We start from the raw sequence: 24,262 nt of genomic DNA on the forward strand, positions 1-24,262 counted from the left end.
GTCGTAGCCATGCCACGACCTCTACAACTTTCCCAAGCGCAAGCCAATTTGATCTGGTGTCTCAAGTCGTAGTCTGATTACGACAATGACAACATATCCAAATACTCATCACGCGGGAAGAACCGCGCGGGAATACCGTTACGTTCATTCTCGAGAAGGCTTTTACCGTCAAAGACGATAAAAGCCCGCATGGTGAGCGAGATTGTCCCCGAAGGGCGTCAACTCACTCCCACTCGATCGTAGCCGGCGGTTTCCCGGAGATGTCATACACCACCCGTGACACCCCGCGCAGCTCATTGATGATCCGGTTGCTCACCGTACCCAGGAAGTCATACGGCAAATGCGCCCAGTGCGCGGTCATGAAGTCGATGGTTTCCACTGCGCGCAGCGCGATCACCCACTCATAGGCACGTGCGTCGCCCACCACGCCCACCGACTTCACCGGCAGGAACACCGCAAACGCCTGGCTGGTCTTGTCGTACAGGTCCGCCTTGCGCAGTTCGTCGATGAAGATCGCATCGGCCTTGGCCAGCAGTTCGGCGTATTCGCGCTTCACTTCGCCCAGGATGCGCACGCCCAGGCCCGGGCCCGGGAACGGGTGGCGGTAGACCATGCTGCGCGGCAGGCCGAGTTCGACGCCGAGGCGGCGCACTTCGTCCTTGAACAGTTCGCGCAGCGGTTCCACCAGGCCCAGCTTCATGTGCTCGGGCAGGCCGCCCACGTTGTGGTGGCTCTTGATCACGTGGGCCTTGCCGGTTTTGCTGCCGGCCGACTCGATCACGTCGGGGTAGATGGTGCCCTGCGCCAGCCACTTGGCGTTGCTCAGCTTGTTGGACTCTTCGTCGAAGATGTCCACGAACAGGTTGCCGATGATCTTGCGCTTGGCTTCCGGGTCGCTCACGCCTTCGAGCTTGCTGAAGTAACGGTCCGCGGCATTGACGCGGATCACCTTGACGCCCATGTGCTCGGCGAACATCGCCATCACCTGGTCGCCTTCCTGCCAGCGCAGCAGGCCGGTGTCGACGAACACACAGGTCAGCTTGTCGCCGATCGCCTTGTGCAGCAATGCGGCCACCACCGACGAATCCACGCCGCCGGACAGGCCCAGGATCACTTCGTCATCGCCCACCAGTTCGCGCACGCGGGCGATCTGGTCGTCGATGATGTTGGCTGCGGTCCACAGCGTCTGGCAGCCGCACACGTCCACCACGAAGCGGCGCAACAGCGCCTGGCCCTGCAGGGTGTGGGTCACTTCCGGGTGGAACTGCACGCCGTACCAGCGCTTTTCCTCGTTGGCCATCGCGGCCACGGGGATGCGGTCGGTGGTGGCGGTGATGGTGAAGCCCGGGGGGGCCACGGAAACGTGGTCGCCGTGGCTCATCCACACGTTCAAACGCGGCTCGCCGCCGTGGTCGCTCAGGCCCTTGAACAACGCATCGGGGTGGACCACGTTGACTTCGGCATGGCCGAATTCGCGCTGGTCGGCAGCCTCGGTAGCACCACCCAGCTGCGCGGCCAGGGTCTGCATGCCGTAGCAGATGCCGAAGATCGGCAGGCCGCTGTCGAACACTTCCTGCGGCGCGGCGGGCGCGTCCGGCAGCGTGGTCGATTCGGGGCCGCCGGACAGGATGATGCCCTTGGCGCCGAACGCGGCGATCTCGGCGGGGTTGTGGTCCCACGCCCAGATTTCGCAGTACACGCCGAGCTCGCGGATGCGGCGCGCGATCAGCTGGGTGTACTGCGCGCCGAAATCGAGGATGAGGATCTTGTCGTTATGGATGTTGGTCATGGCGCCCAGGCAAAGCAGGAATGAAAACGGAATGACAAAAAAGCAGCGGCGGATAGAGAAAGAGGAACGGGAATCAGCTTCCTCGTTCCTCTTTGCTCACCGGCGCATCAGGCGCGGTAGTTCGGCGGTTCCTTGGTGATCTGCACGTCATGGACGTGGCTCTCACGTTGGCCGGCGCCGCTGATCTTGACGAACTTCGGCTTGCTGCGCATGTCTTCGATGGTGCCGCAGCCCACGTAGCCCATGGTGGCGCGCAGGCCGCCCATCAGCTGGTGGATGATGCCGCCAACCGGGCCGCGATACGGCACGCGGCCTTCGATGCCTTCGGGCACCAGCTTGTCGGCGCTGGAGGCGTCCTGGAAGTAACGATCTTTGGACCCCTTCTCCATCGCTGCCAGCGAACCCATGCCGCGGTAGCTCTTGTACGAACGGCCCTGGAACAGCTCGGTTTCACCGGGCGATTCCTCGGTACCGGCCAGCAGGCCGCCGATCATGATGGTCGATGCACCGGCGGCCAGCGCCTTGCCGATGTCGCCGGAGTAACGGATGCCACCGTCGGCGATCAGCGGGATGCGGTCCTGCAGCGCTTCAGCCACCAGGTCGATCGCGGTGATCTGCGGCACGCCGACACCGGCGACCACGCGGGTGGTGCAGATCGAGCCCGGGCCGATGCCGACCTTGACCGCGTCCGCGCCGCTGTCCAGCAGCGCCAGTGCAGCTTCGCCGGTGCAGATGTTGCCACCGACCACCTGCACCTGCGGGAAGTGCTTCTTGACCCAGCTGACGCGGTCCAGCACGCCCTGCGAGTGGCCGTGCGCGGTGTCCACCACCAGCACGTCCACGCCGGCAGCGACCAGCGCTTCGACGCGACGATCGGTATCGCCACCGACGCCCACTGCGGCACCCACCAGCAGGCGCGTGGCGATGTCCTTGGCGGCGTTGGGGTAATCGGTGTTCTTCTGGATGTCCTTGACGGTGATCAGGCCACGCAGGGCGAAATCATCGTTGACCACCAGGATCTTTTCGATGCGGTTGCGGTGCAGCAGCTGCAGCACCTCCGCGGACGCGGCGCCTTCCTTGACCGTGATCAGGCGATCCTTCTTGGTCATGATGTGGCGGACCGGATCGTCCAGCTCGGTTTCAAAGCGCATGTCGCGGTGGGTCACGATGCCCACCAGCTGGCCGCCATCGACCACCGGCACGCCGGAGATGTTGCGCGCCTGGGTCAGCGCCAGCACGTCGCGGATGGTGGTTTCCGGACCGACCGTGATCGGGTCGCGGATGACGCCGGCCTCGAACTTCTTGACCTTGGCCACTTCGGCAGCCTGCTGGTCCACGCTCAGGTTCTTGTGGATGATGCCCATGCCACCCAGCTGTGCCATGGCGATGGCCAGGCGTGCTTCGGTGACCGTATCCATGGCAGCCGACAGGATCGGAAGCTTCAGCCGCAGGTCGCGCGTCAGGCGCGTTTCCAGGGTGACATCCTTGGGCAGGATGATGGAATGGGCGGGGACGAGCGAGACGTCGTCGTAAGTCAGTGCTTCAGCCTGGATGCGCAGCATCGGCATACCCGAGATGTGGGGAAGCGCGACATTTTACCCTGATTTCGCCCCGATGGGCAGGGGGCGGATGCGACGCTGTGTCGCGCCACGACCGCCCGTTCATGCGGCGACCGACCGTGGCGGGCCGCACGACCAACGGTCGTGCGCTACCGACGATGGGCAGCGCCCCGGTAGGTGACGACCGTTGGTCGTCACGGCGTCCCGGCGTCAGGACCCTTCCGCAGCTTCTATCGTGTTCTGCATCAACGTGGCCACCGTCATCGGCCCTACCCCACCCGGCACCGGGGTGATCCAGCTGGCCCGTTCGGCCGCCGCCTCGAAGCCCACGTCGCCAACAAGGCGACCGTCGTCCAGGCGGTTGATGCCCACGTCGATGACCACCGCGCCCGGCTTGACCCACTCGCCGGGCACGATGCCCGGGCGGCCCACCGCCACCACCAGGATGTCGGCGTTGCGCACCGACTGCTCCAGTACGTCCTTGGGGGTGAACTTGTGGCAGCTGGTCACGGTGCAGCCGGCGATCAACAGCTCCAGGCCCATCGGCCGGCCGACGTGGTTGCTCACGCCCACGATGGTGGCGTTGCGGCCACGCACCGGCTGGTCGGTATGGCCCAGCAGCGTGGTGATGCCACGCGGGGTGCACGGGCGCAGGCCGAATTCACGCAGGGCCAGGTGGCCGACATTTTCCGGATGGAAGCCGTCCACGTCCTTGCGCGGGTCGATCCGGTGGATCAGGCGGCTGGCATCGGGGATGCCCGGCAGCGGCAGCTGGACCAGGATGCCGTGGATCTTCGGATCGGCATTGAGCTGGTCGATCAGGGTCAGCAGCTGGGCTTCGCTGGTGCCGGCCGGCAGGTCGTAGTCGAACGCTTCGATCCCGACTTTTTCGGCGGCACGGCGCTTGTTGCGCACGTACACGGTCGACGCGGGATCGCCACCTACCAGCACCACGGCCAGCCCCGGCCGGCTACCACCGGCGGCCAGGCGGGCGTCAACGCGCACCTTCAGGCTGTCCAGCAGGTCTTCGGCGATGCGGCGTCCGTCCAGGATGCGGGCGGGATGGGGGGCGGCGGAGTCGGTCATCGAATGTGCGGCGTGGGGCGGCGGGGAACGTATTGTCCCCGATTAATGAAGTGCCGGACACCCGGTAGCGCCGAAGCGAACGGCAGGAGCCGTTCGCAACGTCGCGCCGCGACGGCCCGAAGGGGGGCCTCCAGGGATGGAGGGCATAACGTTGGCCGGCCCTCATTACCGCCTGGGCCGGCCAACGGCCGGCGCTACCGTCATTCCTCTTCCTCGGGCACTTCGTCGGCGTTGAGGGTGCGCGCCCTGCGCTTGGGTGCGGTGAACGGGGTCGGCGTGGGTACGCCGGGCAGCGCGGTGCCGAACACCATGTGGGCCCCGGCGCGCAGATCGCCGCCGGCCATTTCCAGCTCGAAGCGCTCGGCGTCGCGTTCGCGGATCTGCTCGGCGATGTTGCGGGCGTCGTCTTCCTCCGCACCCAGTTCCACCAACGCCGCCTGGCCGAACAGCAGCGCCGACTCGAACGTTTCGCGGATCTGATAGTCCACCCCCGCGTGGATCAGGCGCAGCGAATGTTCGCGGTCGAACGAGCGCACCAGCAGCTTGGCCTGCGGGAACTCATGCGCGGCCAGCTCGACGATGCGGTCGGCATCCTGCGCGTTGTTGACGCACACTGCGATCGCACGCGCCGTGGCTGCGCCGGAGGCATGCAGCACATCCAGCCGGGTGCCGTCGCCGTAATAGATCTTGAAACCGAAACGCTCGGCGTTGTGGATCATGTCCACGTCGTTGTCGATGATGGTCACGTCCACGTCGCGGGCCAGCAGCGACTGGCTGGCCACCTGGCCGAAGCGGCCGAAGCCGATCATCAGCACGCTGCCGGACATCCCCTCGGCGGTGTCCACGCCTTCCAGCGAGACCTCGCGCGCCGGCATCAGCTTGTCGTGCAGCAGCACGAACAGCGGGGTCAGCGCCATCGACAGCACCACGATGGCGGTCAGGTTGGCATTGACCTCCACACCTATCACCCCGGCGGTGGCGGCCGCCGAGAACAGCACGAATGCGAACTCGCCGCCCTGCGCCATCACCACACCGCGATCCAGTGCCTGGCGGTGGTCGCTGCCGAGGATGCGCGCCACCATATAGATGCACACGGCCTTGGCCAGCATGAGCGCCAGCACGCCGGACACGATCAGCGGCCAGTTGTTGGCCACCACGGTCAGGTCCAGTGCCATGCCCACGCTGAGGAAGAACAACCCGAGCAGGATGCCGCGGAACGGTTCGATGTCCGCTTCGATCTGGTGGCGGAAAGTGGACTCGCTGAGCAGCACGCCGGCCAGGAACGCGCCCATCGCCATCGACAGCCCGCCCAGCTGCATCAGCAGCGCCGCGCCCAGCACCACCAGCAATGCGGCGGCGGTCATCACCTCGCGCGCCTTGGCGGCGGCCAGGATGCGGAACAGCGGGTTGAGCAGGAAGCGGCCGACCAGCACCAGGCCGATGATCGCCCCAGCGGCGATGGCCACGCTGATCCAGCGCGAGCCGGTCCCGGCGTCGGCCTGCACGGGCGCCATGAACGCCACTACCGCCAGCAGCGGCACGATCAGCAGGTCTTCGAACAGCAGGATCGAGACGATCTTCTGCCCGGACGGCAGCGCGATGTCGCCGCGCTCGACGAGCAGCTGCATCACCACGGCGGTGGAGGTCAGCACGAAACCGGCCGCGCCGATGAAGGCCACCGGCAACGGGAATCCAAACAGCATGCAGACCCCGGTCAGCACCGCACCGCAGACCACGATCTGCAGCGTGCCCAGCCCGAAGATTTCCCGGCGCAGGCTCCACAGGTGGGAGGGCCGCATCTCCAGTCCGATCACGAACAGGAACATCACCACGCCCAGTTCGGCGGTGTGCAGGATCGCCTGCGGGTCGGAGAACCAACCGAAGCCGAACGGGCCAATCGCCAATCCGGCGGCGAAATAGCCCAGCACCGAGCCCAGCCCCAGGCGGCGGAACAAGGGCACCATCACCACTGCCGCACCCAGCAGGGCGACCACTTTCACCAACTCACTGGCACCAGCTTCCACCGCCATGCGGTCCGTCCCTTGCAACTCCGATCAGTCGTCACGATAGGGCAAGTTGGCGCAGGGACATAGCACGCAGGCGCGGATCATCGTGCCGCAGGTGGAACGACCGGTCAGTAAATCACCATATCGTCCTACGAGCCGGCGCAGAACGCGGCGTAATCGATGTATCCGGGAAAGGCCTGACCGGGGGCACACAGCGGGCATGCGGGGTCCGGCCCCAGGCGGATCTCGCGGAAGCGCATGCCCAGCGCGTCGAAGGTCAACAGGCGCCCGACCAGCGGCTCACCGATGCCCAGCAGCAGCTTGAGTACTTCAGTGGCCTGCAGCAGGCCGACCATGCCCGGCAGCACGCCCAGCACGCCGGCCTCGGCGCAGTTGGGCGCGAACTCGGGCGGCGGCGGTTCCGGGAACAGGCAGCGGTAGCACGGCGCCTGCCCACGGTGCCGCCCGGCGTCGAACACCGACACCTGGCCGGTGAAACGCTCCACGGCACCGTACACCAGGGGGATGGCGTGCTGGATGCACGCATCGTTGAGCAGGTAGCGCAGCGGGAAGTTGTCCGACCCGTCCAGCACCACGTCCACGCCGTCGAGCAGCGCATCGATGTTGTCCGAGGTCGCCCTCGCCTGCACCGCCTCCACGTCCAGGCGCGGATTGAGCGCCAGCAGCCGTTCGCGTGCCGAGCCCACCTTGGGTTGGCCGATGCTGGCTTCGGTATGCAGGATCTGCCGCTGCAGGTTGCTGCGGTCCACCACGTCGTCATCGGCGATGCGCAGGTGCCCTACGCCGGCGGCCGCCAGGTAGAACGCGGCCGGGGAGCCGAGGCCGCCGGCGCCAAGCAGCAGCACCCGTGCGCCGAGCAGCTTTTGTTGGCCGGCAACGCCTATCTGCGGCAGCAGCAGGTGCCGTGAATAACGCTCGTTGAAATCGCGCTCGTCGTCGCTCTGCAACGGCTGTACGAGAGGCAGCCCGGCAACACGCCAGGCGGTGGTGCCGCCGTGGACCGAGGCAATGTTGGGGTAGCCCAGGTCGATCAGCGCCTGCGCTGCTTCCATGGAGCGTTTGCCGCTCTGGCAGATGAGGATCAGCTCGCGGTCCCGCGCTGGGAGGTGGGCGGTCGGGTTCGCCTGCAGTTCCCCCTTCGCGATACCCAGCGCACCTTCGGCCATGCCGGTGGCGCGCTCGTGCGCTTCGCGCACGTCGATCAGCAGGGCGTCGAGGGTGAGGCGCTTGCGGGCCTGGTCGGGAGTGATCTCGGGGATGGCGGTCATGGCCGCATTATCGCGCGTGCCCGGTTCGTAGAGCAGCGCCGCGAGGGGTCACCCCCGCGGCGAGGTGTTTCAGCGGCCCTTTACGTGCTTGATCAGGCGCTTTTTCTTGGCGATCTGGCGTTCGCTCAGCACGTTCTTCTTGCCTTCGTAAGGGTTGGTACCCTCGCGGAAGATGAACTGCACCGGGGTGCCGATCAGCTTGAAACGCTTGCGGAAGAAGTTTTCCAGGTAGCGCTTGTACGACTCGGGCAGGTCTTTGAGTCGGGTACCGTGCACGATGAAGGTCGGGGGATTGGAGCCACCCGGGTGCACGTAACGCAGCTTGGACACGTGACCACGGATCGCCGGCGGCGGGTTGGTCTCGTAGGCGATCTCCAGCGCCTTGTTGACTTCGCTGGTGCTGAACTCATGGGTGGCCGAGGCGTGCGCCTGGTGGATCGCCCGGAACAGCTCACGCAGGCCCGAGCCATGCTTGGCCGAGATGCGCACCGTTTCGGCCCATGGCACGAAGCCCAGCTTGCGCGACACCAGCGTTTCAGCCTGCTCGCGCTGGTAGTCGGTCAGGCCGTCCCACTTGTTGATCGCCACCACCAACGCGCGCCCGGCATCGAGCACGGCGCCCAGCACGCTGGCGTCCTGGTCGGTCACGCCTTCGGTGGCGTCGAGCATCAGCACGGCCACCTGGCATTGCTCGATGGCCTGCAGGGTCTTGATGACGCTGAACTTCTCGACGACCTCTTCCACCCGCGCCTTGCGGCGCAGGCCGGCGGTGTCGATCAACCGGTACTCGCGACCGTCGCGCTCCAGGTCCACGGAGATCGAATCGCGGGTGGTGCCGGGCACTTCCGAAGCGATCATCCGCTCCTCGCCGAGAATGCGGTTGACCAGCGTCGACTTGCCCACGTTGGGGCGGCCGACGAAGGCAATGCGCATCCGGTTCGGATCGTTGACCATCTCTTCGCCACTGCCCTCCTCGGGCAGGCGCTGGACCACTTCTTCAAGCAGGTCGTCCAGGCCCTGGCGATGCGCGGCCGACACGGTCAGCATTTCGCTGAAGCCGTAGCGGGCGAATTCCGAGCGCACGGTATCTTCGTGGGTGCCGTCGATCTTGTTGATCAGCAGCAGGGTTGGCCGCGACAGCTTGCGCAGCCACGACAGGATCTCGTCATCCAGCGCGGAGGTGCCGTCACGGGCATCGACCACGAACAGGATCAGGTCGGCTTCCGCAGCGGCAGCGCGGGCCTGGTCGGCGGTAGCACCGGCCAGGCCTTCCTCATCCTCCGAGATACCGCCCGTGTCGACGACGAGGAAATGGTTGTCCTCGTCCAGACGGCAAACACCATAGTTGCGGTCCCGGGTGACGCCGGGCTGGTCATGGACCAGGGCGTCACGGGTACGGGTCAGCGCATTGAAAATGGTGGACTTGCCGACGTTCGGCCGTCCAACCAGGGCGACCAAGGGCAGCATCGCGGTAACTCCTTATTGTGCCAACCGGAACGCGGTCAGCTTTCCATCAACGTTCTGCACCAGCAGAATCCCATCGGCGACCACCGGCTGCGCCAGCAGGGCATCGCCGCCACTCTTGGCGCGCGCGGCCAGTTCACCATTGTCTGTCCGCAACCAGTGCAGATAGCCCTTGTAATCACCGACCACAACGTAATCACCGTGCACCGCCGGCCCGGTCAGCGAACGCCGGGCCAGGCCCGTCTGCGACCACATGGCCGTGCCGCTGGCCTTGTCCAGGCCGAATACGCCGCCCTTGTTGTCGGTGACGATCACATTGCCCGAGGTCAGGGCCACGCCACCGGCGCCGCCATGATCACGCGCCCACAGCGGACGGCCGGTCGGGCCTTCGATCGCCATGGTCTGGTTCTTGAAGCTGCTTACGAACAGGGTGTTGCCTTCCAGCACCGGGGCACCGTCCACATCGGACATGCGCTCCAGCTCGGTGCGGCCTTCGCCGTTGGCGACCATCTGGTCCCACACGGTGCGGCCATCCTGCATTCCCAGCGCGGAGATGCTGCCGTCATCATTGCCGATGAACAGCACGCCCGGCCCAGCCACCACCGGCGCGTTGCCGCGCACGGTCAGCATGGGCTGCTCGCGCGGGTTGAACCACTTCTGGGTGCCGTTGCCTGCATCGAAAGCAGTCACACGGCCGTCGTTGCTGCGCACGAACACGATGCCCTGGCCCACGGCCGGGGCGGCGATCACTTCGCCAGGCACCTTGGCGCGCCACTTCTCGGTCCCGTCGTTGGCGTCCAGCGCGATGACCTGGCCGTCCAGCGTCCCGATCACCACCAGGCCTTCGCCTACGCCCGGGCCACCGGACAGGCGCAGCTTGGGCTGCTTCTTGACCTTGGCCGGCTCGTAGGTCCACACCGTCTTGCCGGTCTGCAGGTCCAGCGCATGCACACCGCCGGTGATCGCCGCTGCAAACACGCGACCGTCGGCCACGACCGGGCCCTGGCGGACGCCGATGCGCTTCTCGCCCTTGCCCAGGTTGGTGCTCCAGATCCGGTCGACCTTCACGGTCGGCTCGAACTTGACCAGCTCGGCCGGCTCCAGCGCTTTCTTCGCTTCAGCGTCCTTGCCGGCGAACCAGCCCTTGACGGTGGTGCAACCGGACAGCGCCACGCCCATCAGAACCAGGGTGGCGACACGCTTGATCATGACCATCTGCTTCATTACACCGACTCCGCAGGATCGGTGACGGTGCCACCGGCATCCATCACTTTGGTTTCCAGCACGCGCCGCTGCGGCGCTGCCACGTCCAGCGTCTTGAGCGCCTTCTCATACTGCCCGCGGGCTTCGTCACGCTTACCCAGTGCCATCAAGGCGTCGCCGTGGATTTCCAGGCTCGCACTGTCGGTGGCACTGCCCAGCAGCGTGATGGCTTCATCCTGCTTGCCGGTGGCGATCAACAGACGCGCGATGCGCTGGTCGATCGCAGACTTGTACTCCGGGTCGGCCTTGATGGCACGAAGGGTGGCCAGGGCCTCCTCGTTCTTGCCTGCATCGACCTGGGCCTTGGCCAGCTGCAGGGCTGCCAGGTCGCCATAGATCCGCACCTTGCCCGCTTCCAGGCCCTTCACGCCCTTGGCCGCTTCATCCAGCTGCTTGTCCTGCAGCTGCTTGAGCACCGCCTGGTACTGGCCGTTGGCACCGGCCAGGTGGTTGCCCTGTTCCTTCTGCCACCACTGCCAGCCGGCGATGCCGCCGATGGCAATCGCCACGCCGGCGATGATGCTGACACCATTCTTCCGCAGCCAGCCGCGGACGCGTTCACTTTGTTCGTGCTCGTCGAGCAGGTCGTCGATCGCCATGCGTACTCTCGCCCCTGCCCGTCAGGAGGGACTGTTTGAATTGGATTGTCGAAATGATTCGGGAAACGCAGCTCAGTGTGAAACCGGGGCCACGGAACCGTCAGAGGATACCGTAAAGCGTGCCACGTTGGCTCGCTGGTAAGGCGAAAGGTCGACGATAGTGCCGCCCTGCTGAACCTCGACCGCCGAGGCATTGCCCAGCACCATGCGGGCCACCTGGCCCGGGCTGAAGGTGCGGGTTTCGCCCGACTTGATCAGGGCTTTCTCGACGGTGGTGCCATCGGGCGCCGCGATGTCCACCCAGCTGTCGCCCTTGAACTGCAGGCTGAGCGCACCCGCAGGGGCAGGAGCGGCGGCAGTGGGCCGCGGAACCGGGGTCAATGACGCCAGGTAGGGCGCCGACGGGGTGGCCGGTGCCGGCACGGGCACGGCCACAGGCGCGAGCTGGGCCGCCGGTACAACGGCTCCGGCCACCGGCACCGCGGCAGGAATCACGTCGAGCGAGGCCGTGTTCGGGCTGGTCGACGCGCTGTCGAAATGGCCACGGGTTGCAAACCACACCGGGACGGCCAGCACAGCGGTAATGCCCACATAGAGGGCGCGACGCCCCAGGCTTTCGGCGATACGCCGGGCCCGGGGGGTATGGGTGTGGCTGACCAGTTGCGGCGGCACGACCGGCCCGATGCTGGCCTGATCGAGCACATCGCCCAGGTCGATCTTGAGCAGGCGCGCATAACTTTTCAGCTGGCCCCGGACGAATACCGGAGCGCCGAGGCGGTCCCACTGCTCGGTTTCCAGCGATTTCACTACCAGCACCGGCATGCGCAGTTGCTGTCCCACCGCTTCGAGCGTCAGTCCCGCCGCTTCCCGCGCCTGCCGGAGACGCGCTCCACAGCCGGCCGCAGTCTCAAAGGCGTTCACAGTCTGGTCATCAATCACAATGCTTCAACCCCGGGAATTAGGAGCCGCATCCTGCGGAAATTCGTCGCGAATTCTCTGCAGATAACGACCGGATGCCACTGCGTCGCCAAGCTGCGCCTCGATTTGAGAGGCAAGTTGTAACACGGAACGCGTGGCCGGTGCAGCCGCAAGACGCCGTTGCACGAAGGCCCGCGCCTCGAAATTGCGCCCCTGGGCGTACTCGCTGCGGGCCATCATCTCCAGCGCATAGGAATTGACCGGGTCCAGGGCCAAGGCCCGACGCAGGTCCCGCACGGCACGTTCCGGCTGGCCCGCGTCGAGCGCACAGCCGCCCGCATTGGCCAGGGCAGCCGCCGGCGTGCGGTAGCCAGGCGCTGTCAGGGCGCGGTCGAAGAGAGGCAGGGCCTCGGCGGCGCGACCATGACCACATAACCACGCACCATAATTATTGAGCACTTCTCCGCTGTGCGGGGCCAATTCGGCGGCCTTCTGGAACAATGGCCCGGCCTCGGCGTCGGCGCCTCGCTGGTTGGCCAACGCCGCCAGCATCACATAGGCATCGGGCCGCCCCCCATCGAGCTTGAGCGCACGCTTCGCGCGCGTCTCGGAGACATCCAGCGCCCCGGCGCGAAAGGCTTCAGCCGACAGCGTCATCTGGTCCTGGTAGCTGACCCGTCGCCGGGTGTCGGCGTTGTCGCGCGCCACGTATTCCGGTGCCACGCCCAGTGGCGCACTGAGGGGTTTGACGCCTTTGCTGCCGCATCCGGCCAATGCCAGCACGACGAAAAGAACGGCTGGCAATCGGCGGTCAGGCAGCGGCATCCCGGTTTTTCCCGTCCTGGAGCGTTTTGTTGAACTCGGCCTGGCGGCGGGTACGATCCATCACCTGGCCCTTGAGCTGGCCACACGCGGCATCGATATCGTCGCCACGGGTGCGCCGCACCATGGTCAGCACCTGCGAGTCGAGCAGGATCTTCTGGAAGGCACGGATCTCCGTGTCGCCGGACCGCTCATAGCGCGTACCCGGGAACGGATTGAACGGAATCAGGTTGACCTTGCCCGAGTGCGACGCCTGTACGGCATTGTCGAACTGGCGCATCAGTCGCGCCAACTGGCGGGCGTGTTCGGGCTGGTCGTTGATGCCCTTCATCAGCGTGTATTCGAACGTCACCGATTCGCGCCGCTTGTTGGCACGCAGGTAACGCGCGCACGAGGCCATCAGTTCAACGATCGGGTACTTCCTGTTGAGCGGCACCAGGGTCTCGCGCAGCGCATCGTTGGGCGCATGCAGCGACACCGCCAGCGACACATCGCTTTCGGCGGACAGGCGGTCGATCTGCGGCACCAGGCCGGAGGTCGACAGGGTCACCCGCTTGTTGGCCAGGCCGTAGCCCAGGTCGTCGCGCATCACGCTCATGGCGCGCACGACGTTGTCGAAATTCATCAACGGCTCGCCCATGCCCATCATCACCACGTTGGTGAGACGACGCTGCTTGTGCGGGATGTTGCCCAGATGGCGCGCCGCCACCCACACCTGGCCGATGATCTCGGCGGTGGAGAGGTTGCGGTTGAAGCCCTGGGTGGCGGTGGAGCAGAACGTGCAGTTCAGCGCGCAGCCCACCTGCGACGACACGCACAGCGTGCCGCGGTTTTTATCCGGGATGTAGACCGCCTCGATGGCGTTCTTGCCATCGGTACCCATGGCCAGCAGCCACTTGTGGGTTCCGTCGGCCGACGGCTTGTCGAACACGATGTTCGGGACGCGGACTTCGGCGTGCTGCTGCAGCTTGCTGCGCAGCGCCTTGCCCAGGTCGGTCATCTGGTCGAAATCGGTGACGTAGTGGTGGTGGATCCACTTCATCACCTGATGGGCACGGTAGCGCGCTTCGCCGAGGGTCTCGGCGAAGAAGCGCTCCAGACCCTCGCGATCGAGGTCGAGCAGGTTCTGCTTGGCCACCGGCGTGCCCTGATCGAGCACGACGGGAATGGCGGTGGGCTGTACGACCTCGTTCACGGCATTACTCTCAGCGCGAGACCACGTCGGTGGCGGCGAAGAAGTACGCGATTTCATTCGCGGCATTCTCGACCGAGTCCGAGCCGTGGGCGGCATTGGCATCGATGGATTCGGCGAAATCGGCGCGGATGGTACCCGCCGCGGCTTCCTTCGGATTGGTGGCGCCCAGCAGATCGCGGTGGGCCAGCACGGCGTTGTCGCCTTCCAGCGCCTGGATCATCACCGGGCCGGAGATCATGAACTCGACCAGCGCATTGAAGAACGGACGCTCGCGGTGAACGGCATAGAAGCCTTCGGCTTCGCGGCGCGAAAGCTGCTTGTACCTGGCAGCCACGACCTTCAGGCCAGCCTTCTCGAAGCGGGCGTAGATTTCACCAATGACGTTCTTGGCGACGGCATCCGGCTTGATGATGGAAAGGGTGCGCTCCAGCGCCATGGGAAATTCTCCGTTGGGCGGGCCACTGATCAGCCCGAGAGTAACATGAAAAAAACCCGCGTCAAAACGCGGGCTTAGCCTATATACGTGGCGTGATTCTACAGCGTCCCGGTACGTAGTGCCACGCCCTGCGTGGCAGCCAGGCGGTGCTCGCCAAAGCCCGTCGTTCAGCTTTCCGGGGCAGCCACGCAGGGCGTGGCTCTACGACATGAATGATGATCAGAATCTGGTGCGCCGCAGCATGTCAGCCGCGCACCAGAGGTCTAACATCAAACAATCGTTTGATTGAACCCTGACCACCCCATGGCCAAACCCGCCCACTTTTCCACCAAGGACCGCATTCTCGGCGCTGCCGAGGAGCTGTTCGCCCTGCACGGGTTCGCCGGGACGTCGCTGCGCCAGGTGACCAGCCAGGCCGATGTGAACATCGCCGCGGTGAACTATCACTTCGGTTCCAAGGAGAACCTGGTCAACGAGGTGTTCCGCCGCCGCATGGACGAAATGACCGCCGCCCGTCTGTCGCAGCTTGACACCGCCCGACGCGAGCACCCGGGGTTGTTGCGCCCGGTCCTGGCTGCCTTCGTCGAACCGGCCCTGGCCATGGCCCAGGACCGTCAGACCGGCGGCGCCTTCGTGCGGGTGATTGCACGTGCCTATGCGGAAAAGAACGACAACCTGCGCAAGTTCCTCTCCGATCACTACGGCCACGTCCTGCGCGAATTCGGCAAGGCCATCGCCGCAAGCGTGCCAGGCCTGAGCAAGGAAGAGCTGTATTGGCGCCTGGATTTCCTGGCCGGCGCGCTCACCTATGCCATGGCCGATTTCGGCCTGATCAAGCGACCCGCCGGTGTCACCGAAGCGGCGCATCGTGCCCATGCGGCCCACGAACTCATCCATTTCGCCGAAGCCGGTTTCCGCGCCAGCGCGGCCACCGCCCCTGCGGCGACGCTCCTCACCACCCCGTAGAGCCGGGCCCTGCCCGGCTTCCAGACAACCAAAGGCTTATCGACATGTCCAATTCCCTGCCAGTCCGCCGCGCCGCCGTGCTGGGTGCCGGCGTCATGGGTGCCCAGATCGCAGCCCACCTGACCAATGCCGGCGTCGACACCGTGCTGTTTGATCTTCCCGCCAAGGAAGGCCCGGCCGACGGCATCGTGCTCAAGGCCATCGCCAACCTCGGCAAGCTCAGCCCTGCCCCGCTCGCCAGCAGGTCGTATGCCGAAGCGATCACCCCGGCCAACTATGGCACGCCGGATGACAGCCGCGGCCTGGAACAGCTGCGCGATTGCGACCTGATCATCGAAGCCATCGCCGAACGGATGGACTGGAAGCAGGACCTGTACAAGAAGATCGCGCCATTCGTGGCCGACCACGCCGTGCTGGCCTCCAACACCTCGGGCCTGGGCATCAACAAGCTCGCCGACGTGCTGCCCGAACAACTGCGCCACCGTTTCTGCGGCGTGCACTTCTTCAACCCGCCGCGTTACATGCACCTGGCCGAGCTGATCCCGGCCACCACCACCGACGCGGCCGTGCTGGAAGGCCTGGAAAGTTTCCTGGTCACCACCCTGGGCAAGGGCGTGGTGTATGCCAAGGACACCCCGAACTTCATCGGCAACCGCATCGGCGTGTTCTCGATCCTGTCCACCATCTTCCACACCCAGCAGTTCGGCCTGGGCTTCGATGAAGTCGACGGCCTGACCGGCCCACTGGTCGGGCGCCCGAAGTCGGCGACCTACCGCACCTCCGACGTGGTCGGCCTGGACACCATGGCCCACGTCATCAAGACCATGGGCGATACCCTGCCCAACGACCCGTGGCACCCGTACTTTGCCTCGCCGAAGTGGCTGGAGGCACTGATCGCCAAGGGCGCGCTGGGCCAGAAGACCGGCGCGGGCATCTTCCGCAAGGTCGGCAAGGATATCGTGGTGCTGGACCTGGAGAAGCAGGACTACCGTCCCGCTGACCGCACCGCGGCCCCGGAAGTGGTCGAGATCCTGAAGATCAAAAACCCGGCCGAGAAGTTCGCCAAGCTGCGCGAAAGCCAGCATCCGCAGGCGCAGTTCCTGTGGGCGACCTTCCGCGACCTGTTCCACTACAGCGCCTACCACCTGGCCGACATCGCCGAAACCGCACGCGACGTGGACCTGGCCATCCGCTGGGGCTACGGCTGGTCGCTGGGCCCGTTCGAAACCTGGCAGGCGGCCGGCTGGAAGCAGGTCGCGCAGTGGATCGCCGATGACATCGTCGCCGGCAGGAGCATGAGCAACGCCCCGCTGCCGGATTGGGTGTTCGATGGCCGCGACGGCGTGCACGCCGCCGAAGGCAGCTACAGCCCGACCCGCAACGCCAAGCTGCCGCGCTCGGCGCTGCCGGTGTACCAGCGCCAGCGTTTCCCCGATCCGCTGCTGGGTGAAACCTTCAGCCCCGGCGAAACCGTGTTCGAGAACGACGGCGTGCGCATGTGGCACGACGGCGACGGCATCGCGGTGGTCAGCTTCAAGACCAAGATGAACACCGTCTCCGACCACGTGCTCAACGGCCTGCAGGAAGCGATCAAGCGCGCCGAGCAGGGCTTCAAGGGCCTGGTGATCTGGCAGCAGAAGGAACCCTTCTCCGCCGGTGCCGACCTGGCCGGCGCGCTCGGCCTGCTGCAGGCCGGCAAGGTCGACCAGTTCGAAGAGATGGTGCACAACTTCCAGCGCACCAGCCAGGCGATCAAGTACGCGCTGGTGCCGGTGGTGACCGCCGTGCGCGGCCTGGCCCTGGGTGGCGGCTGCGAATTCCAGATGCACAGCGCCAAGAGCGTGGCCGCGCTGGAAAGCTACATCGGCCTGGTCGAAGCCGGCGTCGGCCTGCTGCCGGCCGGTGGTGGCCTGAAGGAACTGGCGGTACGTGCCTCGCAGGCCGCCGGCCCGGGCGGCGATGTGTTCGCCGAACTGAAGAAGACCTTCGAAACCGTGGCCATGGCCAAGGTCTCCAACTCGGCGGTCAACGCCAAGGAGCTGGGCCTGATGCGTGCCACCGACAAGGTGGTGTTCAACAGCTTCGAGGCGCTGCACATCGCCAAGGCCGAAGTGCAGGCACTGGCCGAAGGCGGCTACCGTCCGCCGATGCCGGCCCGCCGCATCCAGGTCGCCGGTGATGTAGGCATCGCCACCTTCAAGATGATGCTGGTGAACATGCTCGAGGGCCGCTTCATCAGCCCGTACGACTACGAGATCGCCGTGCGCATCGCCACCGTGCTGTGCGGTGGCGAAGTGGATCGCGGCACGCTGGTGGACGAAGAGTGGCTGCTGACCCTGGAGCGCAAGCATTTCGTCGAGCTGGCCCAGCAGGAAAAGACCCAGGCGCGCATCGCGCACATGCTCAAGACCGGCAAGCCATTGCGTAATTGATGCCTCCTCCCCGCCTTCGGTGGGTGCCGACCGTTGGTCGGCACCCCTGTTACGCATTCAAGAGACCACCACAATGACCAAGCAAATCCAGGACGCCTACATCGTCGCCGCCACCCGCACCCCGGTAGGCAAGGCGCCCAAGGGCGTGTTCCGCAATACCCGTCCCGACGACATGCTGGCCCACGTACTCCGCTCCGTGGTCGCGCAGGCGCCGGGCATCGACGTCAACCGCATCGACGACGCCATCATCGGCTGCGCCATGCCCGAAGCCGAGCAGGGCATGAACGTGGCGCGCATCGGCGTGCTGCTGGCCGGCCTGCCGGACACCATCGCCGCCCAGACGGTCAACCGCTTCTGCTCTTCCGGCCTGCAGGCCGTGGCGATGGCGGCCGACCAGATCCGTCTCGGCAACGCCGACCTGATGCTGGCCGGCGGCACCGAATCGATGTCGATGGTGCCGATGATGGGCAACAAGATCGCCATGGCGCCGAGCGTGTTCGACAACGACCACGTGGCCATTGCCTACGGCATGGGCATCACCGCCGAAAAGGTCGCCGAGGAATGGAAGGTCTCCCGCGAAGAGCAGGATGCCTTCGCCCTGGCCTCGCACCAGAAGGCCATCGCCGCCATCCAGAACGGCGAGTTCAAGGATGAGATCAGCCCCTACGACGTGCGCACGCGCCAGCCGGACCTGGCCGACGGCCGCCGCATCATCACCCGCGACCGCATCGTCGACACCGACGAAGGCCCGCGCCTGGACTCCTCTGCCGAAGGCCTGGCCAAGCTGCGCCCGGTGTTCCGTAATGGCCAGTTCGGCGGCACGGTCACGGCCGGCAACTCCTCGCAGATGAGCGACGGCGCCGGTGCGGTGCTGCTGGCGTCCGAACAGGCGGTGAAGGACTACGGCCTGAAGCCGCTGGCCCGCTTCGTCAGCTTCTCGGTGGCCGGCGTGCGCCCGGAAGTGATGGGCATCGGCCCGATCGCCGCCATTCCCAAGGCACTCAAGCAGGCCGGCCTGACCCAGGACCAGCTGGACTGGATCGAGCTCAATGAAGCCTTCGCCGCGCAGTCGCTGGCGGTGATCCGCGATTGCGGCCTGGACCCGTCCAAGGTCAACCCGCTGGGCGGCGCCATCGCCCTGGGCCACCCGCTGGGCGCCACCGGCGCCATCCGTACCGCCACCCTGCTGCACGGTCTGCGCCGTCGCCAGCAGAAGTACGGCATGGTCACCATGTGCATCGGTACCGGCATGGGCGCAGCGGGTATTTTCGAATCGCTGTGACGCGGCGATGGGGAATCGGCCTTGACCGATTCCCCTGGTAGCCCCGGCCGTTGGCCGGCAACATTGGAGAAAAAGGCGGCACTGCCGCCTTTTTTTGCCTTTACCATGAGGGCCGGCCAACGGCCGGCGCTACCAAAAAGGGCGGCCCTTCGGGCCGCCCCTTTTCATCGCCGGATTGATCGCGTCCCCGATCAATCCTCAGCCAGCATCTGCGCCAGCTTCTCGCGTGCCGGCTTGCCCAGCTTGTGGCTTTCCAGTGCGAAGCGGATGGTCGCTTCGACCAGGCCCAGATGGGTGCCGCAGTCGAAGCGGGTGCCTTCGAAACGGAACGCGTCCACTTCCTCGGTCTTCAGCAGCTCGGCGATCGCGTCGGTCAGCTGGATCTCGCCGCCCGCACCGGTGCCGGTGGCTTCGAGCAGCTCAAAGATCTTCGGGCTGAGTACGTAACGCCCCACCACGGCCAGGTCGCTCGGGGCGTCTTCCGGCTTGGGCTTTTCCACGATCTGCGAAATCCTGCCCCTGCTGCCGTCGAACGCTTCGGTAGCGACAATGCCGTAGCTGGCCGTGTTTTCATGCGGCACGTCTTCGACCGCGATGACGCTGGCGCCGGTGGCTTCGTTGAGATCGGCCATCTGTTTGAGCGCGCCGTCGCCGCGATTCCAGATCAGGTCATCGGGCAGCAGCACGGCGAACGGCTCATCGCCCACCACGGATTTGGCGCACAGCACCGCATGGCCCAGGCCCAGCGCTTCGGTCTGGGTTACGAACACCGCGCGTACGCCTTCCGGCAGCACGTTGCGCACCAGCTCCAGCAATTCGGTCTTGCCGGCGCGCTCCAGCTTCTGCTCGAGTTCGTAGGCCTTGTCAAAGTAGTCGGCAACAGCGTGCTTGTAGCGGTTGGTGATGAAGATCAGGGTGTCGCACCCCGCTTCGATCGCTTCATCGACGGCGTACTGGATCAACGGCCGATCGATGATCGGCAACATCTCCTTGGGAACCGTCTTGGTCGCGGGAAGGAACCGGGTCCCCAGACCCGCCACCGGGAAAACCGCCTTGCGAATGCGCTTGCTCGTCACAGCCTGTTGGCCTCTCGTGCCGGAAAGGGAAGCACCTTAGCCGACTCGACGTGAGATTCCTGTTGCAACGGGGCAAATTCCGGCATGGTCGCGAACAGAATGCTGTTGATGGCGTCGGTATCGTAGTTGGCGATGGCCTCGCGCAGACGCGGCACGTTGCCCAGCACCTGGTCGCGGGCAAAGCTGCGCACACCGGCCTCCAGGATCTTGGGATGCGCGGTGGGGCGGTAGTCTTCGTCCGAATAGAACAGGGTCTCATGCAGCTTTTCGCCGGGACGAAGACCGGTGTAGATGATCGCGATGTCCTTGTACGGCTGCTTGCCGGCCAGGCGGATCATCTGCTCTGCCAATACCCGGATCGGCACCGGTTCGCCCATGTCGAGCGTATAGATCGCCCCGTGCGAGGCCGACGCCGCCGCCTGCAGGATCAACTGGCAGGCTTCGGGGATCGTCATGAAATAGCGGGTTACTTCCGGGTCGGTAACCGTCACCGGCCCACCCTTGAGGATCTGCTCGCGGAACACGGGCACCACGCTCCCTGCCGATGCCAGCACGTTGCCGAAGCGCACGGTGACGAACCGGGTGTGGGTGGTCTTGTGGTCCAGGCTCTGGCAGATCATCTCGGCGTAGCGCTTGCTGGCGCCCAGCGCGTTGACCGGGTCGACCGCCTTGTCGGTGGAGATGAACACGAAATGTTCGATCCTCGCTTCGACGCAGGCACGCGCCACCGTTTCGGTGGAAAGGATGTTGTTGCGGACCGCTTCGCGCAACTGCCGTTCGAGTACGGGCACCTGCTTGTAGGCAGCCGCATGGAACACCGCGTCGACCTGGGACAGCGACAGCGCGTGGCGGATCACCGCCGGGTCGCCGCAATCGCCCAGTACCGCTTCCACGAGCAGATCGGGGAAGCTGCGCTTGAGCTCGGCTTCGATGGTCAGCAGCAGCAGTTCGCTCATTTCCAACAGCACGACCCGCCCTGCCCCGTGGCGCGCGCACTGGCGGCACAGCTCCGAACCGATCGAGCCACCGGCACCGGTGACCAGCACGGTGCGCCCGCCCAACCAGCCTCGGATCAGCGACCAGTCCGGCAGGATCGGCTTACGACCCAGCAGGTCTTCGATCGCCACTTCCTTCAGCTCACCGGGCAACGAGTGGCCCAGCAGCACGTCGTTGAGCTTGGGCACCATCCGGAACGGCACGCCGGTGCTTTCGCAGATGGCCACCACCCGCTGCATGCCAGCGGCATCCAGCGACGGAATGGCGATCACCAACAGCTTGGCCGCGGTTTCGCGCACCACCGAGGCCGCATCGTCCAGCGTGCCGAGGATGGGAAGGCCCTGCAGCTTGGCGCCCTGCAGGTGCGGGGCGTCGTCGAGCAGACCGACCGGCTCGAAGTCGCCCGACCGGCGCAGGTCGCGGACCAGCGCTTCGGCCGCCTGGCCGGCGCCCAGGATCAGCACCCGACGCGCGGTGGCGTCCGACTGCAGCGCCTGATAGTCCTTCCAGGCCCGGTACAGCAGGCGCGGCGCGCCCAGCAGGGCCGACAGCGCGAACGGGTAGATCACCAGCACCGACATCGGCACGCCATTGAAGCGCTTGTAGGCCAGTACGACCACAATGGCGAGCAGCCCGATGAAGCTGGATTTGAAGATGTGCAGCAGGTCGGCCACGCTGGCGAACCGCCACAGGCCCCGATACAGGCCCACCCGCCAGAAGACGATGGCCTGGATGACCAGCACCAGCGAAGTGTCGATGTTCCAGAGTGGCAACGAAGGGGCATCGGCCAGCATCGAATAGCGGCCGGCATGCAACAGCTGCCAGCATGCCCAGACCATGAAAAGGTCGTGGGCCACGATGGCGGCACGGGGGAGCAGACTTGTAAAGCGGTCCTGCCAAGGCGTCATAAACCAAGCAATCCTTCTAGTAGCGCATTCCCTTGCCCAGGAGTAGCCAAAGGCCAGTCGCGAGGAGCATCCACGCTACGGCCACGGCAGCCTCCCACCTCGGCTGCAAATACGTGCAAGCATTAAACACTGTAATACTGAACAAACCAAAAACAAAGTACATCCCTGTAACTGAAGTGTGCGTTGCACCACTTTTGACGACACGCTGATAAAGATGCCGGGTGTGGGGCTCCATCCATCTTTGCCCCGACAGCATGCGCGAAAGCAGCGTGAAGCCAGCGTCCACGAGGAAGGCGGTCAGCGGGACCAGCAGCAGCAGCCAGGACACCTCGGTGGCCACGCTGGCCAAGCACACCAAGGCGGCAACGGCATAGCCCAGCGCGCCACTTCCGACATCGCCCATGAATATCCGGGCCCGCGGGAAGTTGAACGGCAGGAAGCCCAGGCAGGCCAACGCCAGGACAATTCCGGCCAAGGCCAGGGGGCCCGGCAGGACAAGGGCAAAAGCGGCACCTGCCAGAATCGCCTGGCTCGTGGCAATCCCATTGATTCCATCCATGAAATTCCAGATGTTGATCAGGGATGTTGTAAACAGGAGTGCCAACAGTGCCTGCCAGGGGTTACCGGAGGCCTGCCACACCAGCCCGGCCAGCAGCCCGGCCGCCAGCAGATGAATCAGCAGCCGGCGCATCGCCGGCAGCGGACGATGGTCGTCCCACCAGCCGATTCCGGCCACCAGCGCCAGCCCCAGGCCGGCTACCAGCAACGGGAACCGGGCGTTCGGCCAGACATGGGCGGCCACGCCAATGGCCAGCAACAACGTAATGACGATGGCAATGCCACCCCCGCGGGGGGTCGCCACCACATGGCTGCGACGCTCCCCAGGCTGGTCAAACAGCTTGCGCCGCAGCGCGTAACGCCGCGCGCACCACGTGAGCGCCGCCGCGACGGCCAGCACCGCCGGCAGTCCAATCCACCACGCCGCCGGCATGGCTCAGAGCACCGCGTAGTTCAGCAGCGGCTTGACCGTTCCCCACTCCTTGCAGCTGGGGCACTGCCAATGGTGGGTGCGCGCGCCGAAACCGCAGCGCGTGCAGCGGTAGGCCGGATTGCGGACCAGCAGCTGGTCGGTGATGTGCTTGAGGTCATGCAGCGTGGCGGTGGAATCGGCACCCTCGGCCAGGGTCAGGTCGATCAGGGCAGACTCTCCGCGCACCGACGGTCGATCCTTCAACTGCCGCCCCAGGTAGGCGCGCGCCGGGGCGACGCCCTCCTGCTCTTCCATCAGCTGGGTCAGCGCCAGCACCGGGGCGATGCCGCGGTAGTGCTCGGTCATTTCCGACAGAAACGCGCGCGCGCCGCCCAGGTCACCCACCTTGCGGTAGTTCTGCATGAGGGGCTGCAGCACCTCGGGCAGATATTCGGGGTCGTTGCGGGCTGCACGTTCGAAGGCGCGCACGGCCGCCTCGGCATTGCCGGCGTCGGTTTCCAGGCGACCTTCGATGATGCCGGCACGCACGGACATCGCGTCGGCCTGGTAGGCACGGGCGATGGCCGCACGGGCTTCATCGATCTTGCCGGCGCCACGGAAGCGCTCTGCCAGTTCGCATTCGAACTGTCCCACCAGCTTGCCCATCGGCTCGCCGGTGACTTCCTCGTAACGGGTGGCGTTGTCGATCGCCTTTTCCCAGTCGCGCTCGGCTTGGTAGATCCCGATCAGGTGCTTGAGCGCCTGCGGTGCGCGCTGATCGATCCGGGCCAGCTCGCTGAAGACGGTTTCGGCACGATCAAGCAGGCCGGATTTCATGTAGTCCTCGCCCAGCGCGAGCAGGGCCTGGACGCGCTGCGCATCACTCAGGTCGGTGCGGTTGACCAGGCCCTGGTGCAGGCGGATGGCGCGGTCGACTTCGCCACGACGGCGGAACAGGTGACCCAGCGCGACCTGTGTCTCGAAGGTTTCCTTGTCCAGTTCGGCGATGTGCAGGAACAGCTCGATGGCCTTGTCGGGCTGCTCGTTGAGCAGGTAGTTCAAGCCACGGAAGTAGGTGCTGGAGAGGTGGCTGACCTGGTTGTCGCCGTGGCGCTGGCCACCACGCCGGCCGATCACCCAGCCGGACACTGCTGCCAGCGGCAGGAACAGGAAGAACCAGAACCACTCGGAGACAAATTCCATCGG

19 protein-coding genes are annotated in these 24,262 nt (G+C 65.8%); 3 read left to right on the forward strand and 16 right to left on the reverse strand.

Annotated elements, in window-relative coordinates; translation table 11 throughout:
• Window positions 1-223 precede the first annotated feature (223 nt).
• The 12 genes from guaA to ndk all read right to left on the reverse strand — a co-directional run bounded on the left by guaA (window position 224) and on the right by ndk (window position 14,426).
• On the reverse strand, window positions 224-1,789 hold the full coding sequence (guaA, locus tag WIX41_RS01185) for a glutamine-hydrolyzing GMP synthase (RefSeq protein ID WP_339445369.1): 1,566 nt from the start codon (window positions 1,787-1,789) through the stop codon (window positions 224-226).
• 107 nt (window positions 1,790-1,896) lie between these two features.
• Window positions 1,897-3,351 (reverse strand): IMP dehydrogenase, encoded by a 1,455-nt coding sequence (gene guaB, locus WIX41_RS01190; RefSeq protein ID WP_409187291.1) that lies wholly within the window; start codon window positions 3,349-3,351, stop codon window positions 1,897-1,899.
• A 207-nt stretch (window positions 3,352-3,558) separates the two neighbouring features.
• Complete coding sequence (gene folD / locus WIX41_RS01195; RefSeq protein WP_339445370.1) at window positions 3,559-4,434, reverse strand: bifunctional methylenetetrahydrofolate dehydrogenase/methenyltetrahydrofolate cyclohydrolase FolD; 876 nt, start codon at window positions 4,432-4,434, stop codon at window positions 3,559-3,561.
• A 200-nt stretch (window positions 4,435-4,634) separates the two neighbouring features.
• The gene (locus WIX41_RS01200) at window positions 4,635-6,464 is read right to left on the reverse strand and encodes a monovalent cation:proton antiporter-2 (CPA2) family protein (protein ID WP_339445371.1); all 1,830 of its coding nucleotides are present in this window, start codon (window positions 6,462-6,464) and stop codon (window positions 4,635-4,637) included.
• 125 nt (window positions 6,465-6,589) lie between these two features.
• Window positions 6,590-7,729, reverse strand: a complete 1,140-nt coding sequence (gene moeB, locus WIX41_RS01205) for a molybdopterin-synthase adenylyltransferase MoeB (RefSeq protein ID WP_339445372.1) — start codon at window positions 7,727-7,729, stop codon at window positions 6,590-6,592.
• Window positions 7,730-7,798: 69 nt separating this feature from the next.
• Complete coding sequence (gene der / locus WIX41_RS01210; RefSeq protein ID WP_339445373.1) at window positions 7,799-9,196, reverse strand: ribosome biogenesis GTPase Der; 1,398 nt, start codon at window positions 9,194-9,196, stop codon at window positions 7,799-7,801.
• 12 nt (window positions 9,197-9,208) lie between these two features.
• The gene (gene bamB, locus WIX41_RS01215) at window positions 9,209-10,417 is read right to left on the reverse strand and encodes an outer membrane protein assembly factor BamB (protein ID WP_409187292.1); all 1,209 of its coding nucleotides are present in this window, start codon (window positions 10,415-10,417) and stop codon (window positions 9,209-9,211) included.
• Complete coding sequence (locus WIX41_RS01220; RefSeq protein ID WP_339445375.1) at window positions 10,417-11,055, reverse strand: YfgM family protein; 639 nt, start codon at window positions 11,053-11,055, stop codon at window positions 10,417-10,419. The genes bamB and WIX41_RS01220 overlap by 1 nt, the downstream gene beginning before the upstream one ends.
• 72 nt (window positions 11,056-11,127) lie before the next feature.
• Complete coding sequence (locus WIX41_RS01225; RefSeq protein WP_339445376.1) at window positions 11,128-11,994, reverse strand: helix-turn-helix domain-containing protein; 867 nt, start codon at window positions 11,992-11,994, stop codon at window positions 11,128-11,130.
• A 6-nt stretch (window positions 11,995-12,000) separates the two neighbouring features.
• Window positions 12,001-12,798, reverse strand: a complete 798-nt coding sequence (gene pilW, locus WIX41_RS01230) for a type IV pilus biogenesis/stability protein PilW (protein WP_339445377.1) — start codon at window positions 12,796-12,798, stop codon at window positions 12,001-12,003.
• Entirely contained in the window at window positions 12,785-13,990 is a 1,206-nt protein-coding gene (gene rlmN / locus WIX41_RS01235) for a 23S rRNA (adenine(2503)-C(2))-methyltransferase RlmN (RefSeq protein WP_409187293.1), read from the reverse strand. The genes pilW and rlmN overlap by 14 nt, the downstream gene beginning before the upstream one ends.
• A 10-nt stretch (window positions 13,991-14,000) precedes the next feature.
• A complete protein-coding gene (ndk, locus tag WIX41_RS01240; protein ID WP_339445378.1) occupies window positions 14,001-14,426 on the reverse strand; it encodes a nucleoside-diphosphate kinase in 426 nt (141 codons plus the stop codon).
• 303 nt (window positions 14,427-14,729) lie between these two features.
• On the opposite strand from ndk, the gene WIX41_RS01245 reads away from it, so the two are divergent.
• The 3 genes from WIX41_RS01245 (at window position 14,730) to WIX41_RS01255 (ending at window position 19,106) form a co-directional block, all read left to right on the forward strand.
• Window positions 14,730-15,392: a TetR/AcrR family transcriptional regulator gene (locus tag WIX41_RS01245; protein ID WP_339445379.1), complete on the forward strand. Its 663-nt coding sequence runs from the start codon at window positions 14,730-14,732 to the stop codon at window positions 15,390-15,392.
• 44 nt (window positions 15,393-15,436) lie between these two features.
• The gene (locus WIX41_RS01250) at window positions 15,437-17,824 is read left to right on the forward strand and encodes a 3-hydroxyacyl-CoA dehydrogenase/enoyl-CoA hydratase family protein (RefSeq protein ID WP_339445380.1); all 2,388 of its coding nucleotides are present in this window, start codon (window positions 15,437-15,439) and stop codon (window positions 17,822-17,824) included.
• A 73-nt stretch (window positions 17,825-17,897) separates the two neighbouring features.
• Entirely contained in the window at window positions 17,898-19,106 is a 1,209-nt protein-coding gene (locus tag WIX41_RS01255) for an acetyl-CoA C-acyltransferase (protein WP_339445381.1), read from the forward strand.
• A 191-nt stretch (window positions 19,107-19,297) separates the two neighbouring features.
• On the opposite strand, the gene galU is transcribed toward WIX41_RS01255, so the two are convergent.
• The 4 genes from galU to lapB are packed head-to-tail and all read right to left on the reverse strand — an operon-like array spanning window position 19,298 to window position 24,259.
• On the reverse strand, window positions 19,298-20,182 hold the full coding sequence (gene galU, locus WIX41_RS01260) for a UTP--glucose-1-phosphate uridylyltransferase GalU (protein WP_339445382.1): 885 nt from the start codon (window positions 20,180-20,182) through the stop codon (window positions 19,298-19,300).
• Complete coding sequence (locus tag WIX41_RS01265; protein ID WP_339445383.1) at window positions 20,179-22,086, reverse strand: polysaccharide biosynthesis protein; 1,908 nt, start codon at window positions 22,084-22,086, stop codon at window positions 20,179-20,181. The genes galU and WIX41_RS01265 overlap by 4 nt, the downstream gene beginning before the upstream one ends.
• A 16-nt stretch (window positions 22,087-22,102) precedes the next feature.
• Window positions 22,103-23,077: an MraY family glycosyltransferase gene (locus tag WIX41_RS01270; protein ID WP_339445384.1), complete on the reverse strand. Its 975-nt coding sequence runs from the start codon at window positions 23,075-23,077 to the stop codon at window positions 22,103-22,105.
• Window positions 23,078-23,080: 3 nt separating this feature from the next.
• Window positions 23,081-24,259 carry a lipopolysaccharide assembly protein LapB gene (gene lapB / locus WIX41_RS01275; protein WP_339445385.1) on the reverse strand — a complete coding sequence of 393 codons (1,179 nt, stop codon included), beginning with the start codon at window positions 24,257-24,259 and terminating at the stop codon, window positions 23,081-23,083.
• Window positions 24,260-24,262: the final 3 nt, after the last annotated feature.

This window comes from Stenotrophomonas sp. AB1(2024), assembly GCF_037482345.1.
GTDB lineage: Bacteria > Pseudomonadota > Gammaproteobacteria > Xanthomonadales > Xanthomonadaceae > Stenotrophomonas.

Bases quoted from the DNA above. Each gene is read 5' to 3' on its own strand.
- guaA (WP_339445369.1), bottom strand. From the start codon at position 1,789: ATGACCAACATCCATAACGACAAGATCCTCATCCTCGATTTCGGCGCG.
- guaB (WP_409187291.1), bottom strand. From the start codon at position 3,351: ATGCTGCGCATCCAGGCTGAAGCACTGACTTACGACGACGTCTCGCTC.
- folD (WP_339445370.1), bottom strand. From the start codon at position 4,434: ATGACCGACTCCGCCGCCCCCCATCCCGCCCGCATCCTGGACGGACGC.
- WIX41_RS01200 (WP_339445371.1), bottom strand. From the start codon at position 6,464: ATGGCGGTGGAAGCTGGTGCCAGTGAGTTGGTGAAAGTGGTCGCCCTG.
- moeB (WP_339445372.1), bottom strand. From the start codon at position 7,729: ATGACCGCCATCCCCGAGATCACTCCCGACCAGGCCCGCAAGCGCCTC.
- der (WP_339445373.1), bottom strand. From the start codon at position 9,196: ATGCTGCCCTTGGTCGCCCTGGTTGGACGGCCGAACGTCGGCAAGTCC.
- bamB (WP_409187292.1), bottom strand. From the start codon at position 10,417: ATGAAGCAGATGGTCATGATCAAGCGTGTCGCCACCCTGGTTCTGATG.
- WIX41_RS01220 (WP_339445375.1), bottom strand. From the start codon at position 11,055: ATGGCGATCGACGACCTGCTCGACGAGCACGAACAAAGTGAACGCGTC.
- pilW (WP_339445377.1), bottom strand. From the start codon at position 12,798: ATGCCGCTGCCTGACCGCCGATTGCCAGCCGTTCTTTTCGTCGTGCTG.
- ndk (WP_339445378.1), bottom strand. From the start codon at position 14,426: ATGGCGCTGGAGCGCACCCTTTCCATCATCAAGCCGGATGCCGTCGCC.
- WIX41_RS01245 (WP_339445379.1), top strand. From the start codon at position 14,730: ATGGCCAAACCCGCCCACTTTTCCACCAAGGACCGCATTCTCGGCGCT.
- WIX41_RS01250 (WP_339445380.1), top strand. From the start codon at position 15,437: ATGTCCAATTCCCTGCCAGTCCGCCGCGCCGCCGTGCTGGGTGCCGGC.
- WIX41_RS01255 (WP_339445381.1), top strand. From the start codon at position 17,898: ATGACCAAGCAAATCCAGGACGCCTACATCGTCGCCGCCACCCGCACC.
- WIX41_RS01265 (WP_339445383.1), bottom strand. From the start codon at position 22,086: ATGACGCCTTGGCAGGACCGCTTTACAAGTCTGCTCCCCCGTGCCGCC.
- WIX41_RS01270 (WP_339445384.1), bottom strand. From the start codon at position 23,077: ATGCCGGCGGCGTGGTGGATTGGACTGCCGGCGGTGCTGGCCGTCGCG.
- lapB (WP_339445385.1), bottom strand. From the start codon at position 24,259: ATGGAATTTGTCTCCGAGTGGTTCTGGTTCTTCCTGTTCCTGCCGCTG.